We start from the raw sequence: 15,139 nt of genomic DNA, 5'->3' as shown, positions 1-15,139 counted from the left end.
GACCGATGCGGCTGGTCCTTGCTCAGTTCGCCAATCACCGATGGTGGTTCGCCGGCCTGATCGTCTTCCAGTTGGTCAGCGTCACCGCCACCTTGTATCTGCCGACGATCAATGCGGATCTGATCGACAACGGCCTACTGCGCACGGACGTCGGGCACATCTGGACGGCCGGCGGGTGGATGGTGGTCGTCAGTATCGTCCAGTTGCTGGCAGCGGCGATCTCGTCCTATGCCGGAACGTGCGCGGCCACGAACGCCGCGCACGACCTGCGGTCGGACGTCTACGACAAGATCGCGACTTTCTCCAGCCGGGAACATCAGGACTTCGGCACGCCGACGCTGATCACTCGCAGCACCGACGACGTTCAGCAAGTACAGGCGTTTCTGCTCACCCTCGGCACAGTGGCGGCCGCCGCACCGATCACGATGCTGGGCGGGGCCTATATGGCGTTGCGTGCGGATGCCGGCCTGTCCCTTCTCATCGTCGTGGCAGTCGTCGTACTGGGTGTGGCGTTGGCGGTGATCCTTCGCTGGATGACGCGGGTGTCGCGCCGGATGCAGGACCGGCTGGATGCGATCAACCGGGTCCTGCGCGAGCAGTTGATGGGTCTCACGGTGATTCGCGCGTTCACCCGCGAGCGCTTCGAGGCCGAGCGGTTCGGGCAGGTGAACAACGAGCTGGCGGTGGCAACCCGGTCCATGGGGCGGCTGAACGGGACGTTCGTTCCGGCCGTCATGCTGATCACCGATCTGTCGATCCTGGCCGTGGTGTGGTTCGGTGGCCACCGGGTCGAGTCGGGACATCTGCTGATCGGCGGTCTGACCGCCTACGTCACCTACCTGGGCCTGATCCTCGGGGCAGCCATGATGGCCGCCTCGGCGGTGATGATGTTGCCAAGAGTGATGGTCGCGGCGGAACGTATTCAGGCGGTGCTCAACTCCACCCCTGTGCTCCGGCCATCGGGCGTGCCCGCCAGGTCGGTCCCGATCCGCGGTGAGTTGGAGCTGCGCGGCGTTGCGCTGCGGAACCCGGGCGCCGATGCTGACGTCCTGTCCGGCATCGACCTACGGGTCGAGCCCGGCGGCACGGTGGCGATCGTCGGATCGATGGGTGCCGGCAAGACCACCCTGCTGTCGATCGTCGCGAGACTTCAGGACGCGACATCCGGATCCGTCCGGCTGGACGGCGTCGATCTGCGCACCATCGATCTCACTGTGCTGCGCGGTCAGCTCGCGATCGTTCCGCAGCGTTCGCTGCTTTTCAGAGGTACGGTCGCCAGCAATCTGCGGCTGGCCAGGCCGGACGCCACTGACGCCGAACTCTGGGAGGCGCTGGAGGTCGCGCAGGCTCGCGAGTTCGTCGCCGCGATGGACGACGGACTCGAGTCACCGATCGTCCAGGGTGGAACGAACGTCTCCGGCGGCCAGCGGCAACGGTTGTGCATTGCCCGCGCACTCGTTGCCGCCCCACGGGTTCTCCTCCTTGACGATCCGGTCTCGGCGCTCGATTCCGAAACATCCGCACGGCTACTGGCAGCGCTGCGCACAGCCACGGCCGACGCGACAGTCCTGCTGGTGTCGCAGCGGACTGCCGGTATCCGCAGTGCCGAACGGATCGTGGTGCTCCACGAGGGCAGCATCGTCGGCGACGGGACACATGAATCACTGATGGACAGCTGTCAGACGTACCAGGAGCTCGTGGCTTCGCAGGACGCGATCGGGGCATCGACATGAGCCGCCGGGAGCGTGTTCAGCTCGAAGACGGCGCGAGCTTCGCCGCGACGTCGCGCCGACTGGCAGGCCTGTTCCGGCAAGTCCGGATGTCGGTGATCGGTTCGCTCGCTCTGGCTGTGTTCGGCGTACTGGCCTACCTGGTCGGCCCGCGGATCTGGGGCCGTGCGATCGATGCGGTGTTGGCCGGCACCCTGGGCGCCGGTTTGCAATCAGGACAGACCAAAGAGGCTGCCGTGCAGGCGCTGCGCGACAGCGGCCGAAACAGCTTCGCGGACATTGTCGAGAGGCTGAACGTCACGCCCGGGTCCGGCATCGACTTCGGTTACGTAGGACATCTACTGCTGATAGCCGCCGGCCTGTACAGCCTCGGCACCCTGGCGGGATTCGGCCAGCAGTACATCCAGAACAGCGCGATCGCTCGCATCATGCAAACTCTGCGTAACGACGTCGAGGCGAAGCTCAATCGGCTTCCGGTCCGCTACCTCAACGGCTCTTCACGCGGCGAGCTGCTGTCACGGATGACCAACGACATCGACAACATCGCGACCTCGCTCAGCCAGACGCTGACCCAGTTGCTCTTCGGTCTGCTCACGGTCGTCGGCGCACTGGCCATGATGCTGAGCATCTCACCCCTGCTGACACTGCTTGCGTTGATCTCGATACCGTTGACCTTCGCTGTTGGGGCCGTGATGGCGAAGCGAAGCCAACGGCTGTTCGGTGACCAGTGGCGACTGACCGGAGAACTCAACGCGCATATCGAGGAGTCCTACTCCGGCCATGAACTCGTCACCGTGTTTGACCGCGGAGGCGCGTTCCGCGAGACGTTCGCGAACAGGAACGCCGAGGTGAAGAAGGCGAGCCATCTCGCGCAGTTCGTGTCCGGCCTGATCGCCCCGCTGGTGCTGTTCATCGGCAACCTGAGTTACGTCCTGCTCTGCGTCGTCGGTGCCTTCAGGGTGATCAGCGGGCAGCTGACCCTGGGCGGAGTCGTTGCGTTCGTCCAGTACTCGAGACAGTACTCACAGCCACTCGGAATGCTCGCCTCGATGTCCAACCTGTTCCAGTCGGGTATCGCGTCGGCTGCCCGTGTGTTCGCCCTGCTCGACGAGCCGGAGGAGGACCCTGGTGGCCAGGGACAGCTGCCGGTCGTTCGGCCGCGCCGGATAACGTTCGAGCACGTGTCGTTCGGCTACGACCGCGAGCTGACCATCAAGGACCTCGACCTGGTCGTCGAGCCGGGGCGGACCGCGGCGATCGTCGGCACGTCGGGCGCCGGGAAGACGACCCTGATGAACCTGCTGATGCGGTTCTACGACGTGGGCAGTGGACACATCCTCGTCGACGGCACAGACATCACCTCGGTGTCACGGGACGCGTTGCGCTCCGAGATCGGGCTCGTTCCTCAAGAGCCGTGGCTGTTCGGCGGGACCATTCGCGACAACATCGCCTACGGGCGGCCGGACGCCACACTCGAGCAGATCGAGCAGGCCGCTCAGGCCTGTGGTGTCAGCCACATCGTGCACGCTCTTCCACAGGGCTACGACACGGTGGTCAACAGCGGTGCGGACGGACGCCTGAGCGAGGGCGAGCGACAGCTGATCTGCATTGCGCGCGCGTTCATCGCCGACCCAGCCGTGCTGATCCTCGATGAGGCCACCAGTGCGGTTGATGCCCGCACCGAGCTCCTCCTGCAACGGGCGACCTCGCGGCTGCGTCATGGCCGCACATGCCTGGTGATCGCTCATCGGCTCTCCACCATCCGCGACGCCGACGTCATCGTCGTACTGCAGGACGGTCGGATCGTGGAGAAGGGAACGCACACGCAGCTACTGCGAGCCGGCGGTGCGTATCACCGGCTCAGTCAGTACCAGTTTCACGAGCCGAGCGCCTTGCCGGCGCTGGACCCCGACCAGCATTCGTCGCCATGAGGAGTTCGCAGTGAGGCTCGACCTGCCGATGACGCCGCACCGGGCCCGCCGATCTCAGGAATGACCAGCTCAGAACCACATCAAAGAAGGTAGGACCTGTGAGTGCACAGCCGATTCCCCCCGCTGACGGTGCCACGGACCCCCCGGTCACGGATACCGAGCGGGTCCTGGCCGTGATCTGGTCCGAGGTGCTGCAAGTACCGCACGTCGGCGTGGAGCAGAACTTCTTCGACCTAGGTGGCCACTCCGTCCTGCTGCACATGGTCCACGATCGGATCGTCGCCCGTCTGGGCATGGACCCGCCCCTCATCGAGCTCTTCCAGTATCCGACCGTCCGCGGCCTGGCGGCATACCTCGACGGGAACGCCCCGGGCGCGGAGCCGAGTGTCGGCCGTGGCGAGGTGCTGCGCACCGACGGCCGGGCCAGGCTCGCCGGGAGGCGGGACGGGCGCATCCGCCGGCCGACCCTGTTCGGGGAGGGCGACCACAATGAGTGACCACGTCCGTGACGAAGTGGCGGCCCGGCAGGACAGCGGGCAGCAAGAGGATGGCGGTTCATTCGTCGCCGTCATCGGCATGGCGTGCCGTTACCCCGGGGCCGCCAACCCGGAAGAGTTCTGGCACAACCTGGTCCAGGGCCTGGAGACCGTCACTCGCTTCCCCCGTCGGTCTGTTCCCGGGCCTGCCGGGCAGGCAGGTGCCGGGGAGTACGTCCCAGCAAGGGGCCTGCTCAAGGACCCCGAGTGGTTTGATGCCGGATTTTTCGGCTTCTCGCCCCGGGAAGCCCGCATCATCAGCCCTCAGCACCGGATCTTCCTGGAATGCGCGGTAGAGGCGCTGGAGGACGCGGGCTGCGACCCGGAGCGCTTCCCGGGGGCCGTCGGCGTCTACGCGGGCAGTACCGACACCTCGTACGCGGATGTCGTCCGTTCCCGCCGCGACGAGCTGCCCTTGGTAACGGACATGGAGATCCTGGTCGGCAACGCGTCGGACTACCTCGCCTCCAGGGTCGCCTACAAGATCGGTCTGCGCGGCCCCGCCGTGGTTGTCCAGGCGGCGTGCGCCACCTCACTGGTCGCGGTCCACACCGCCGCGCAGGCGCTGCTGGCCGGTGACTGCGATGTGGCCCTCGCGGGCGGTGTGGCGGTCCACGTTCCCGCCAAGGCGAGTCCCTACATCGAGGGCGGCATCCTCTCCCAGGACGGCACCTGCCGCGCCTTCGACGCTGAAGCGGGCGGGACGGTGGGCGGCGATGGCGTTGGCATCGTCGTGCTCAAGCGTCTGTCCGAGGCGATCACGGATGGCGACAGCATCCGTGCGGTGCTGCGCGGCTCCGCAGTGAACAACGACGGAGCCAACCGCATCGGCTACACCGCGCCCAGCATGGAGGGGCAGGCAGCGGTGATCCGCGAAGCGCAGCTTGTCGCCGGTGTCGATGCGGCCACTGTCGGCTACGTGGAGGCCCACGGCACAGCCACACCGCTCGGCGACCCCATCGAAGTCGCCGCGCTGACCAAGGCATTCCGCCAGGACACCGACCGTCGCGGCTTCTGCCGGATCGGCTCGGTCAAGACGAACATCGGCCACACCGACGCGGCCGCCGGCGTGGCCGGACTGATCAAGACCGTGCTCACTCTCCAGCATGGCGTCATCCCGCCGAGCCTCAACTTCACGGCCCCGAATCCACACATCGAATTCGAAGCGAGCCCATTCGTGGTAGCCACCAGCACACGGGAGTGGCGGACGGATGAGGGCATTCCACGCCGTGCAGGGGTCAGCTCCTTCGGTATCGGAGGCACCAATGCCCACGTCCTGCTGGAGCAGGCTCCCGAGCCGGCAACCACGGACCTTGTGCAGCCCTGGCAGCTGCTTGTGCTGTCGGCCCGCACGCCGGCAGCCCTGGATGCGATGACCGACCGGCTCGTCGCCCGTCTGCGGGCGCATGCTGGGGAGCTGCCGCTCGCCGACGTTGCCTGGACGCTGCAGACCGGGCGCCGCGAACACGCCTGCCGCCGATTCGCGGTGGTGCGCGGTGCCGACGACGCCATTCGCGTCCTGACCGGCCTTGACCCGGGCCGGTTGATCGACTTCGAAGAGCGAGGGCTGGCCCGGCAGGTTGCCCTTGTCTTCCCCGGCACCGTCGACTCCTACCGGACGCGCGATCTGCGCGCGACGCAGCCGGTGTTCCTCCGGGCCTTGGAGGAGTGCTTGAGTCTCGCCGGCGCCGAGGATGTCCCTGCGGAACTCGACGTCTTGGCCACCGAGCTTGCGCTCGCCCGACTCTGGCAGTCCTGGGGTTTGCGCCCGGCGGCCGTCGCGGGCAGCGGCGCCGGGGCCGTGGTGGCGGACGTCGTAGCCGGAGTCTGCACAGTGGAGGAGGCGGTCCGCCGGACTGTCACCGGAGCCACGGTCGAACTCCGCACCCCCAGGATCCCCGTGCTCGAGCAGGCACCCGGGCCCGGAGAGGCAACGGACCACCTCTGGATGCCCGTGTTCCCGGAAAGCGGTCGGCAGGACGCGCTGCCCGCCCTGCTGGATGCCGCCGGTCGCCTCTGGCTCGCCGAGACCACCATGCGCTGGGAAGGGCTCCACGCAGGAGTGAGGCAGCGCCGCGTCCCGCTGCCGTCCTATCCGTTCGAACGGCAACGGTACGTCGTGGAACCGCACCCATTCGCACCGCCCCGGACCGAGGTTCCCGCGCCCCTTGCCGCCGGTCCGCCGACCGGGAGGGCAATCGGGGGGCCGTCCGACCGCTCGGAGGGCTCCGTTCACCAGGTCGTCGCGGATCTGTTCGCCCAGACGCTTGGCCTGGAGGCTGTCGAGCTCGACGAGAGCTTCTTCGACCTGGGTGGCGATTCGCTCATCGCCACCCAGCTGCTGAGCCGCGCCCGCGAACTCTTCCCCACTGCCCAACTCGATACCGCTGTCATCTACGAGGCACAGACCCCCGCGGAGTTCGCAGAGCTGATCGACAAACAGACGGCTCCGGCGCCCTGAGAAGGATTCGATGATGGAGAAGACATCGCGGCGTACCGGTACGTCGCAGGGAGGCCGCTGGATCGTCGCCCGCAGGCATCGCCCGGACGCCGCAGCCGACCTGTTCTGCTTCACCCACGCCGGCGGATCGCCTGGCGAATATCTTCGTTTCGAGGAGGAACTGCCGGAGATCCAGGTGTCCGGCGTCCAGTTGCCCGGCCGAGGATCCAGGCTGGGCGAGCCGCCGCTGACCTCCATGGCCTCGGTGGTCGACGCGGTCTTGGAGGTTCTGCGCCCCGAGCGGCCGTTCGCGTTCTTCGGGCACAGCCTCGGCGGCCTGGTGGCCTTCGAGGTGGCCCGCGCACTCCGCGATGCGGGCCGGGAGTTGCCGCGGCAGCTGTTCTTGTCATCCAGCCCCCCGCCGCCCCTCGGCCGCGGCGGGCAACCTGTCCACACCTTGAGCGACGACATGCTGCTCGCCGAGATCGAGCAGCGCTGGGGGGAGTTGCCGGCAGAGATCCGTGCTGATCCCAGGCTGCTGCAGATGGCCCTTGGCGTCCTCCGCGCCGATGTCACGATCTACGAGACCTACCGGTACCAGCCTGGGCCGTTGCTGGACATCCCTGTCACGGTGTTCGTCGGCGACCTGGAATGCGACAAGCTGCGGGTGGCCGAGTGGAGCGCCCATACCAGCCGCGCCTTCGAGCTCTTCTGCTTGGTTGGGGGCCACTTCCCCTTCCGGGACGCGGAGCAGCGGCGCCTGATGCTTCAGCAGATCCGGCACGTCATGGCGGCGCCGGAGCCCGGCCTGAGTCCAAGGAATACGGAGGGCGGCTGCCACGACGGCGTCGCCATCTGGGGTCGGATGGGTAGCCACCGCCTCCTTGCCTTGGCTGCGGAAAGTGCCGAAGGCCTTGAGGAGGCAGTGCGACGCGGCCGGGCGGGGGTGACCGGTCCGGTGGGAGCGGCTGCCCCGGACGCGGCGCCGTCGGCCGGGGACATTCCCTTGCCGTACCGCCGGTTCGTCCTCGGCGGCGACCTGGGTACTCTCGTGGACGCCCTGGCCAAGCCGGCGTTCCCCGCATCTCGGAACACTGCGGAGCGGCCTCGGGTTGCGCTCGTCCTTCCCGGCCAGGGATCGCAGTACGCTCGCATGGGACTCGGCCTGTGCCAGGAACTTCCCAGCTTTGCCGAGGAGTTCGAGCACGGCCTGGATCTGCTGCGGGAGGTCGCCGGACTGGACCTTCACGCGGTGCTGGCCGGCACCGACAGGGAGGACGTGGAAGGGCTTCGGCAGACCGTCGTCGCCCAACCGGCCATCTTCCTGCTGGAGTACGCGCTGGCGCGCACCTGGCAGAAGCTGGGTGTGGAACCTGTGGCGATGATCGGGCACAGCCTGGGTGAGTATGTCGCCGCCACGCTCGCCGGGGTCATGACCCTGCCCGACGCTCTGGAGTTCGTCTCCCTGAGGGCTCGGCTGATGCAGCAGGCCCCGACCGGAGTGATGCTCGCCGTGCCGCTGGCGGAAGAAGGGCTGGCGCCGTATCTGGAGCTGGGCGCGGACCTGGCCACTGTCAACGCCCCTTCGTCCTGCGTACTGGCCGGAACCGAGCAGGACATCGCGCGGATCGAGGCCCGGCTCGCCGCAGCCGGGACGCCGGGCCGGCGGCTACGCGTCTCGCACGCCTTCCACAGCAGGCTCATGGAGGGTTGCGTCGAGCAGCTACGCGCGGCCGCCGCGCGGCTCACCCTGCGACCGCCTACGAGGGAGTTCGTCTCCTGCATCACCGGCCGGTGGATCACTGCACAGGAGGCAACAGACCCCGACTACTGGGCCCGGCACATGAGGCAGACAGTGCGCTTCTCCGACGCGGTCAGCACGGTGCTGGGCTCCTCGCCGGACGTGCTGCTGGAATGTGGGCCCGGCCAGTCGCTGACCAGTCTCCTCAAGCGCCGTCCCGACCTACCCGCAAACCTGCTGGCGGTGTCCTCGCTGCCGCATCCCGGCGGCCGGATTTCCGAGCCGGCCGGTCTGTTGTCCACGCTCGGGAAGCTGTGGGAGGCCGGTGCGCCCCTCGACCTGGCGGCGCTCACCGGCCCGGCGCCACGCCCGATGTCTGGGCACCACGTTGGTCCCGGTCACCGGGCCGCGTACCCTCGCGCGGCTCGACGACTACTTGACCGCGCTCCGGATCACCCTGAGCGTTGATCAGTTCACCAGGCTCTCCGACCTCGCCGGCGGTCGCGGTCCAGGTGAATGATTTCGCGCTCTCGTTCCAGGAGTTGATGTGGTCGCGTGGACGTGCGGGTTCTTGGCCAGCCACTCCTTGACCTCGGGGGTGGTGGGCGGTGCGCTTCTCGCTCGCCGCGAACGCGACGGGCAGTACCGGCTGGGTCCGGTCCAGCGCCTGGATCTGCGTTTTCGCGACAATCGAGAGGACCACCACACCGCCCGGCGGGGCCAGGCCCTGTTCGACATAGCGGGTCTTCCAGCGGTCCACCATCGGCAGCGACACCCCGAGCAGTTCGGCGATGTCCTTGCGTCGATGCCCCTCGCCCGACCACAGCACGATCCGGCCCCGCGTGGCTATATCCGCAGGCACGTCCCTGCTGTACGCGGGCCGCGTGGCCCTGCCCGCCGTTCCCGTCGCGAAGTGCAAGGAGTGAGAACTGTGCCGAGACCCACGACACCATCCGTCCCAGGCGATGAACTTGCCGGAGTCTGGCGGCTCGTGTCCTATCACGACCTGGACAAGCGTGGCGCCCGCCACACGGGCCCGCTCGGGCTCGCGCCGGACGGGCTGCTCTTCTACGCACCGGGCGGTCAGCTGTCGGTCACCATGATGCGCACCGGCGCCGCGCAGCCGGGCGACCAGACCTTCAACAGCTACGCCGGGACCTGGCGGCGGGACGGTGACCGCGTTGTCCACGCGATTCACCTTGCCCCCGATCCCGCCTGGGTTGGCTCGGAGCAGATTCGGGAGCTGGTCCTGGAAGGGGATCGGCTCCAGCTCTACGGCACCGCCCTGGTCGGCCCACCACGCCGCCGCGTCCTGGAATGGCACCGGATCGGGTGGGGCGTGGCGACCGCCACCCCCGGAGACTGGAGCAACAACCATGACTGAACCCGCCGATGGCCCGCTTGAGTCGGATGCGTTGAGAGGCGCACGTCCGGTTCTGAGGGGGGACCGGCCTGGGCAACCGGCCGGTCCTACCCGACCCGATGACGTGAGTGCGTCCCTGGTCGCGCCCCGCGACTCGGCTGCCGCCGGGGAGGTAGATGCGCTGACCGTGGCCGTTCAGGGACCGGTCCTGCTGCCCGGTAGCGAGGGCTATGACGCCGAGAGTGCTGGTTTCCAGGCGGCCTATCAGCACCGTCCCGCCGTTGTGGTGGGAGTCACGACCGCGGCCGATGTGTGTGCCGCAGTGCGCTTCGCGGCCGAGCGGCGGTGGCCCATCGCGGTCCAGAGCACTGGCCACGGCATCTCCACGCCACTGAGGGGGGAGGGCGTCCTGATCACCACTCGGCGCATGAACCGCGTCGAGGTCGACGCCCGAGCCCGCACGGCACGTATAGAGGCGGGCGCCCAGTGGAAGGACGTGATCCGGGAGGCGGCTCGGCACGGGCTGGCCCCGCTCAACGGTTCGGCGCCGGGCGTCGGTGTGGTGGGCTATCTGCTAGGCGGTGGAACCCCACTGCTCGGACGGGAGTTCGGCTACGCATGCGATCACGTACGCAGCATTGACATCGTCACTGCCGACGGGACGCACCGGCACATCACCGCGGACTCCGATTCGGAGCTCTTTTGGGCGCTGCGTGGCGGCGGCGCCAACTTCGGTGTCGTCACGGCCGTTGAGACGGAGCTTGTGCCGGTCGCTGGGCTGTACGGCGGAGGGCTGTTCTTCGAAGCGGCGGATGATGCCATCGGTATCCTGCGCGCCTACAGGAACTGGTCGCTCACGGTGCCGGAGCAGCTGACCTCATCCATAGGGCTGATGGTCTACCCGCCCATACCTGCCTTCCCCGAACCACTGCGCGGGCGGTACGCCGCTCACATCCGGATTGCGTTCAATGGTGATCCGGCGGAGGGGGAACGGCTGATCGCTCCGCTACGGGCAATCGGGCCGCGTCTTATTGACACCGTGGCCGAAATTCCGTACGGGCAGGTCGGTTCGATTCACGGTGACCCGGACTTCTCCCATTCCTACTACGGCAACAACATTCTGCTGCGCGAGCTGGACCCTTCCGCTCTGCAGACGCTGTTGGACCTGACCGGCCCGGACGCCATTTCGCCGTGTGTTGTGGACCTGCGTCACCTTGGCGGTGCGATGTCGCGCCCTCCGGCCGTGCCAAGCGCTGTGGGTGGCAGGAAGGCGCAATACGTCCTGCGCGTGCTCAACGGAATCGTCGGCCCGATTCGCGAGGACCCGTTCGCCGACGCCCGCCCCGTCCATCAGCGACTCATGCATGCCTTCAAGCCGTGGACGGTCGGACGCAACCTCAACTTCGTGTACAGCGACGGCAGGCCGTCCGCACCAGACGACGTGCGGGAGTTCTATGATCCGGAGGCATTCGACCGCCTTGTCCGCTTGAAGGCCCAGTACGACGTGGACAACTTGTTCCGTTGCAACCACAATCTCTCGGCCGAGGGATCATGACATGATCCGCCGCATCAATCATGTCGGGTTCCCCAAGCTGCCCAGGGCATCAAACTCGGCGACCGTCGCACGTGACTGGCCACGTTCACGTGTATGCCGACGAGAGGCGGCCGACGAAGCGTTTCTTGCCGGAGGCGCGGGTGATGGGGGCGGAGCCGGCGTAGGACTTGAGGGCTCTGGCGTCGGCGAAGCGGGTCCGGTCGTCGCCGGTCTCGGCGAGGACGCGGGCAGGGTCCTGGCCGGGCACCAGCCAGACGGGCGTGCCGCTCAGCAGACCCCGCAGGCACATGCCGGACGTGCCGCCGGATCCAGGTGCGAACAGACTGTGAAACGCGACGATGAGCTGGGGCACTCGGGCAGCATCCGCGTATTTCGTCCGGGCCCGGCCAGCCGCCACGTCTTCGGCCTCGCGCGTTTCTCGGCCTGCCGGTCCACCGGGTGGCACCGGTGGCGATCCGCACCGAGACCGTTCCGGTCGCACCACCTCCAGCACACGCGGGTCCTGCCGAGAGCCCGGGGCCGGTGTCCTGACCGCTCGCCCGTCGATCAGCCCCTCGACACCCCGTGCCCGGTACCGCTGACGCCTGCGCCTCACGGTGCGCACCGAAGCCCCAGCCACTCGAAGATCGCCTCAGGGCCCGTGTCTGTCGGCCGAGTTGACCATGCCTGCGCGTGCGCCCGCGGGCCGGTCAGGCCGTCGGCGTCGCGCGTACCGGCGCGGGCGGGGCCATGAGCTGGTGGATGCCCAGATCGAGGGCCGCTTCCAGGTGCGTGAGGGAGCCGGTGGACATCATGATCAAGACGCCGCCTTGGACACCGGCCAGCAGGGCGGCCGCGGCGCGGTCGGCGTCGAGGCTGAGCGGGATCTCGTGCTGGTCCTGCATGGCCCGGATACCGGCCGTGATCTGGGCCTGCCACGAGGAGATCAGTTGTCTGGTGACGGCCTGCGCGCCGGGCGTGGCAGGGGTCAGCTGCGACATGAGCGCGCTGAGCGGGCACTGCTGCCCCTGTCTGCGGTAGCGGTCGACGACAGCGTCCCGCCAGTTGCTCCAGGCCTGCCAGGAGGTGAGCTCACCGAGGTGGGGTTGCTGGTCGGACAGGACGCGGCCGGCCTCGTGCCGGGCCACGGCGAGCAGGAGTTCCTCCCTGCCGCTGGGGAAGTAGTGGAAGAGCTGGCTCTTGCTGGTGGCCGTGCGGGCGCGGATGTCGTCCAGGGTCGTCTCGGTCACGCCGCGTGCGCGGATCTCCTCCGCTGCTCCTTCGATGATGCGTTGCCTGGTGGCCGCACCCTTGGGGGTCAGTCGTGGTGCCATGTCGCCATCCTGCCACTTTCTGGACTTGAAGGTCCATTTTTGGGTGGTGCCGAAGGCGCGTTCGTCGTCGTCAGCGGACGTGACGAGCGTCGCGGCGCAGAGGTGGTGGCGCGCATCGAGGAGGACGGCGGTGCGGCGGCCTTCGTCAAGGCGGAGGTGGCCGCCGCCGTCGTGTTCCTCGCGAGCGACGAGGCGTCCCAGGTCCACGGCGTCACCCTCACTGTCGACGGCGGATTCACCGCGGTGCAGTGGCGCGGCGGTGCGCCCGACCGCTCCGCGAGCGTGGCGGCCGGGGCCTGGCTTGAGAGGGCGCCCAGCGGCCGTAGGCTCACCCCGGGTCCTCGGGCCTCGCACACTTCCGGAAGGCGCGGCCAGTACTAGCCTGTTGAGATTGCCGGTTTCGCCGGCACGGGAGAGACAGAAGGACAGCTGTGGCCGATGAGCTGATCGATGTGGTGATCGCCGACGATCAGGAGCTGGTCCGGGCCGGCTTTGAGATGATCCTCAACGCCCAGCCGGGCATCCGGGTCGTGGGTGTCGCCCGCGACGGTGTCGAGTGCGTCGAGTTGGCCCGACGGCTGCGCCCCGCGGTGGCGCTCGTCGACATCCGTATGCCGCGGATGGACGGCTTGGAGGTCACCCGCATCCTGGCGGGCGAGCGGTCAGGTGAACCCGCGACGAACGTCGTCGTGATCACTACGTTCGACCAGGACGACTACGTGCGCGACGCACTGCGCAACGGGGCCTGTGGCTTCCTGCTCAAAGACGCTCCGCCCGCGCTGCTCGTGGAGGCGGTACGGGCGGCTTCGCGCGGCGACGCGCTGGTCTCGCCGGCGGTCACCGTGCGGCTGCTGCGCGGACTGACGCACGGACTCGGCGGCGAGGAGCGCCGGGAGGCTGCCGGGCTGAGCGGCCGGGAGACGGAGATCGCCCGCCTGGTGGCGGTGGGCCGCACCAACCAGGAGATCGCAGAGGAGCTGTTCTTGTCGCTGTCGTCGGTGAAGACGTATCTGGCCCGGATCCAGGCCAAGGTCGAGGCCCGCAACCGCGTCGAGATCGCGGCCTGGGCGTGGGAGAACAGCGTGGTCACCTCGCGGGACCAGCGTCTGTGACGGGGCGCGGCACGATGGCCCGTACCTCCCACTGACCGGAGTCCGTGGCACCGGCCCGGAACGTGCCGTCGAGTGCCTCGACGCGTTCGCGCAGACCGATCAGGCCGAAGCCGCCCCGGCCGCCCGCCGGACGGTCCGCCGGGCGCGGCCTCGCGCTGTTGGTCACCGTCAGCTCCAGCCACTCCGCGGCGGCGTCCAGCCGCACGGTCACCTGCTCGCCGGGCGCATGGCGCAGGACATTGGTGAGGGCTTCCCGGACCACTCGCAGCACGGTCGCCTCGACCTCCGGGCTGAACCGGCTCGTGCGGACCGCGGCGCTCGCCTCGAGCCGGGCCGCCGGGGCGCCCGGGCGATGTCGGGAGAACTCGCCGACGAGATCCCCGAGTTCGGCGAGCAGATCGCCCGGCCGCAGGGGCTGATGGCTGTCCTCGCGCAGCACCCGCACCAGCCGGCGCATCGACTCCAAGGTCTCCGTACCGGACCGGGCGATCGCCTCCAGGGCCGGCTCGACCTTCTCGGGTGCGGTCGCGTGGACGGTCCTGGCCGCGTTGGCCTGCACGATGATGCCCGTCATGTGGTGGGCGATCAGGTCGTGCAGATCCCGGGCCAGAGCCAGCCGTTCAGCCTGCCGTACGTCCTGTTCGGCGCGCCGCCGGCGGGCCTCGGTCGCGCGGAGGACGCACCCCATGGCGATGCCGAGCGACAGCATGATCGTCACCGCGTAACTGCCCGCGACGAAGCCGTCCAGCGTCCGGGTACGCAGTGTCTGCATCACCATGCTGACGGCCAGGGCGGCGACGGTCCACGCCATGGTGCGGGTGGGCTGGACCTGGGCGAGTGTCCGGATGATCAGGCACAGCAGCGCGAACGCCTCCAGGTAGCCGATGTCCGTTCCGGTCACCGGCGCGAACAGGCACACGCAGGTGAGCGTGAGGGACAGGCCGGCCGCCCCCGCCGCCCGGACCGGGAACGCCGGCGAGTAGCGGGTGCCGGGCAGCGCGAGCGCGGCCGCGGGGCCGGTGACGAACACCGGCAGCCAGGTGGTGGGGGAGACCGGCGGCTCGGTCACGAGCAGCAGCACCAGGATGTCGCCCGCCCACAGCAGGGCCAGGGACACCATCGCGGCGGCGGAGATGACGCGTCGGATACCAGGGGAAAACGGAAGCTTCCAGTCCACGTCACCAGCCTAGGAAGCCGGACCGCTCCCGTGGTGTCGGCCGGATGACCGACACGGCGCGCCGCAGTCCGTACCCAGGGCTGACGCCGCGCCGCCGCGGGCTGCCGCAGCATGGTTCAAGGGCACGGGCGTTCCCCCGGCACCGGTGCCCCACCCCCGGCCCGTCGACGACGGGCCGCGCCCGGACCCTTCGGCGTCCCGGGCGTACGGGGTGGTCCTGGAGTGTGTGCCGCGGACTATG

12 protein-coding genes and 1 pseudogene are annotated in these 15,139 nt (G+C 68.8%); 9 read left to right on the top strand and 4 right to left on the bottom strand.

Going from position 1 to position 15,139, the window contains the following annotated elements; translation table 11 throughout:
* The first annotated feature begins 5 nt into the window (after window positions 1-5).
* The 5 genes from ACWDR4_RS33390 to ACWDR4_RS33370 all read left to right on the top strand — a co-directional run bounded on the left by ACWDR4_RS33390 (window position 6) and on the right by ACWDR4_RS33370 (window position 8,846).
* Complete coding sequence (locus ACWDR4_RS33390) at window positions 6-1,733, top strand: ABC transporter ATP-binding protein (protein ID WP_450413899.1); 1,728 nt, start codon at window positions 6-8, stop codon at window positions 1,731-1,733.
* Window positions 1,730-3,661 carry an ABC transporter ATP-binding protein gene (locus ACWDR4_RS33385; RefSeq protein WP_450413897.1) on the top strand — a complete coding sequence of 644 codons (1,932 nt, stop codon included), beginning with the start codon at window positions 1,730-1,732 and terminating at the stop codon, window positions 3,659-3,661. The genes ACWDR4_RS33390 and ACWDR4_RS33385 overlap by 4 nt, the downstream gene beginning before the upstream one ends.
* Window positions 3,662-3,759: 98 nt before the next feature.
* The gene (locus ACWDR4_RS33380; RefSeq protein ID WP_450413895.1) at window positions 3,760-4,158 is read left to right on the top strand and encodes a phosphopantetheine-binding protein; all 399 of its coding nucleotides are present in this window, start codon (window positions 3,760-3,762) and stop codon (window positions 4,156-4,158) included.
* Between the two features lie 16 nt (window positions 4,159-4,174).
* Complete coding sequence (locus tag ACWDR4_RS33375; protein WP_450413893.1) at window positions 4,175-6,658, top strand: type I polyketide synthase; 2,484 nt, start codon at window positions 4,175-4,177, stop codon at window positions 6,656-6,658.
* A 10-nt stretch (window positions 6,659-6,668) separates the two neighbouring features.
* Complete coding sequence (locus tag ACWDR4_RS33370; RefSeq protein ID WP_450413891.1) at window positions 6,669-8,846, top strand: alpha/beta fold hydrolase; 2,178 nt, start codon at window positions 6,669-6,671, stop codon at window positions 8,844-8,846.
* Here ACWDR4_RS33370 and ACWDR4_RS33365 read toward each other — a convergent pair.
* A complete protein-coding gene (locus ACWDR4_RS33365; RefSeq protein ID WP_450413889.1) occupies window positions 8,728-9,240 on the bottom strand; it encodes a helix-turn-helix domain-containing protein in 513 nt (170 codons plus the stop codon). The two genes, ACWDR4_RS33370 and ACWDR4_RS33365, sit on opposite strands and share 119 nt — an antisense overlap.
* Between ACWDR4_RS33365 and ACWDR4_RS33360 the strand changes: the two genes are divergently transcribed.
* Together ACWDR4_RS33360 and ACWDR4_RS33355 are read left to right on the top strand one after the other, a co-directional pair.
* Complete coding sequence (locus ACWDR4_RS33360; RefSeq protein WP_450413887.1) at window positions 9,184-9,762, top strand: lipocalin-like domain-containing protein; 579 nt, start codon at window positions 9,184-9,186, stop codon at window positions 9,760-9,762. The two genes, ACWDR4_RS33365 and ACWDR4_RS33360, sit on opposite strands and share 57 nt — an antisense overlap.
* Before the next feature lie 103 nt (window positions 9,763-9,865).
* Window positions 9,866-11,296, top strand: coding sequence for an FAD-binding oxidoreductase (locus ACWDR4_RS33355; protein WP_450413885.1), 1,431 nt, complete (start codon window positions 9,866-9,868; stop codon window positions 11,294-11,296).
* A gap of 106 nt (window positions 11,297-11,402) precedes the next feature.
* On the opposite strand, the pseudogene ACWDR4_RS33350 reads toward ACWDR4_RS33355, so the two are convergent.
* Window positions 11,403-11,525, bottom strand: a pseudogene (locus tag ACWDR4_RS33350) (transposase); the annotation flags it as partial.
* A 460-nt stretch (window positions 11,526-11,985) separates the two neighbouring features.
* Window positions 11,986-12,609 carry a TetR/AcrR family transcriptional regulator gene (locus ACWDR4_RS33345; RefSeq protein WP_450413883.1) on the bottom strand — a complete coding sequence of 208 codons (624 nt, stop codon included), beginning with the start codon at window positions 12,607-12,609 and terminating at the stop codon, window positions 11,986-11,988.
* Between the two features lie 39 nt (window positions 12,610-12,648).
* Between ACWDR4_RS33345 and ACWDR4_RS33340 the strand changes: the two genes are divergently transcribed.
* Together ACWDR4_RS33340 and ACWDR4_RS33335 are read left to right on the top strand one after the other, a co-directional pair.
* Window positions 12,649-12,990: an SDR family oxidoreductase gene (locus ACWDR4_RS33340; protein ID WP_450413881.1), complete on the top strand. Its 342-nt coding sequence runs from the start codon at window positions 12,649-12,651 to the stop codon at window positions 12,988-12,990.
* A 50-nt stretch (window positions 12,991-13,040) separates the two neighbouring features.
* The gene (locus tag ACWDR4_RS33335; protein ID WP_450413880.1) at window positions 13,041-13,721 is read left to right on the top strand and encodes a response regulator; all 681 of its coding nucleotides are present in this window, start codon (window positions 13,041-13,043) and stop codon (window positions 13,719-13,721) included.
* Here the strand turns inward: ACWDR4_RS33335 and ACWDR4_RS33330 are convergent.
* Window positions 13,696-14,898 (bottom strand): sensor histidine kinase, encoded by a 1,203-nt coding sequence (locus ACWDR4_RS33330; RefSeq protein WP_450413879.1) that lies wholly within the window; start codon window positions 14,896-14,898, stop codon window positions 13,696-13,698. The two genes, ACWDR4_RS33335 and ACWDR4_RS33330, sit on opposite strands and share 26 nt — an antisense overlap.
* Between the last annotated feature and the right edge of the window lie 241 nt (window positions 14,899-15,139).

The organism is Streptomyces sp. NPDC000878, assembly GCF_053599695.1.
This window is presented reverse-complemented; position numbering and strand designations above follow the sequence as displayed.

What these genes read in the sequence shown, in the direction of transcription:
- ACWDR4_RS33390 (WP_450413899.1), top strand. Translation starts at nt 6, where the DNA reads ATGCGGCTGGTCCTTGCTCAGTTCGCCAATCACCGATGGTGGTTCGCC.
- ACWDR4_RS33385 (WP_450413897.1), top strand. Translation starts at nt 1,730, where the DNA reads ATGAGCCGCCGGGAGCGTGTTCAGCTCGAAGACGGCGCGAGCTTCGCC.
- ACWDR4_RS33370 (WP_450413891.1), top strand. Translation starts at nt 6,669, where the DNA reads ATGATGGAGAAGACATCGCGGCGTACCGGTACGTCGCAGGGAGGCCGC.
- ACWDR4_RS33360 (WP_450413887.1), top strand. Translation starts at nt 9,184, where the DNA reads ATGCCCCTCGCCCGACCACAGCACGATCCGGCCCCGCGTGGCTATATC.
- ACWDR4_RS33345 (WP_450413883.1), bottom strand. Translation starts at nt 12,609, where the DNA reads ATGGCACCACGACTGACCCCCAAGGGTGCGGCCACCAGGCAACGCATC.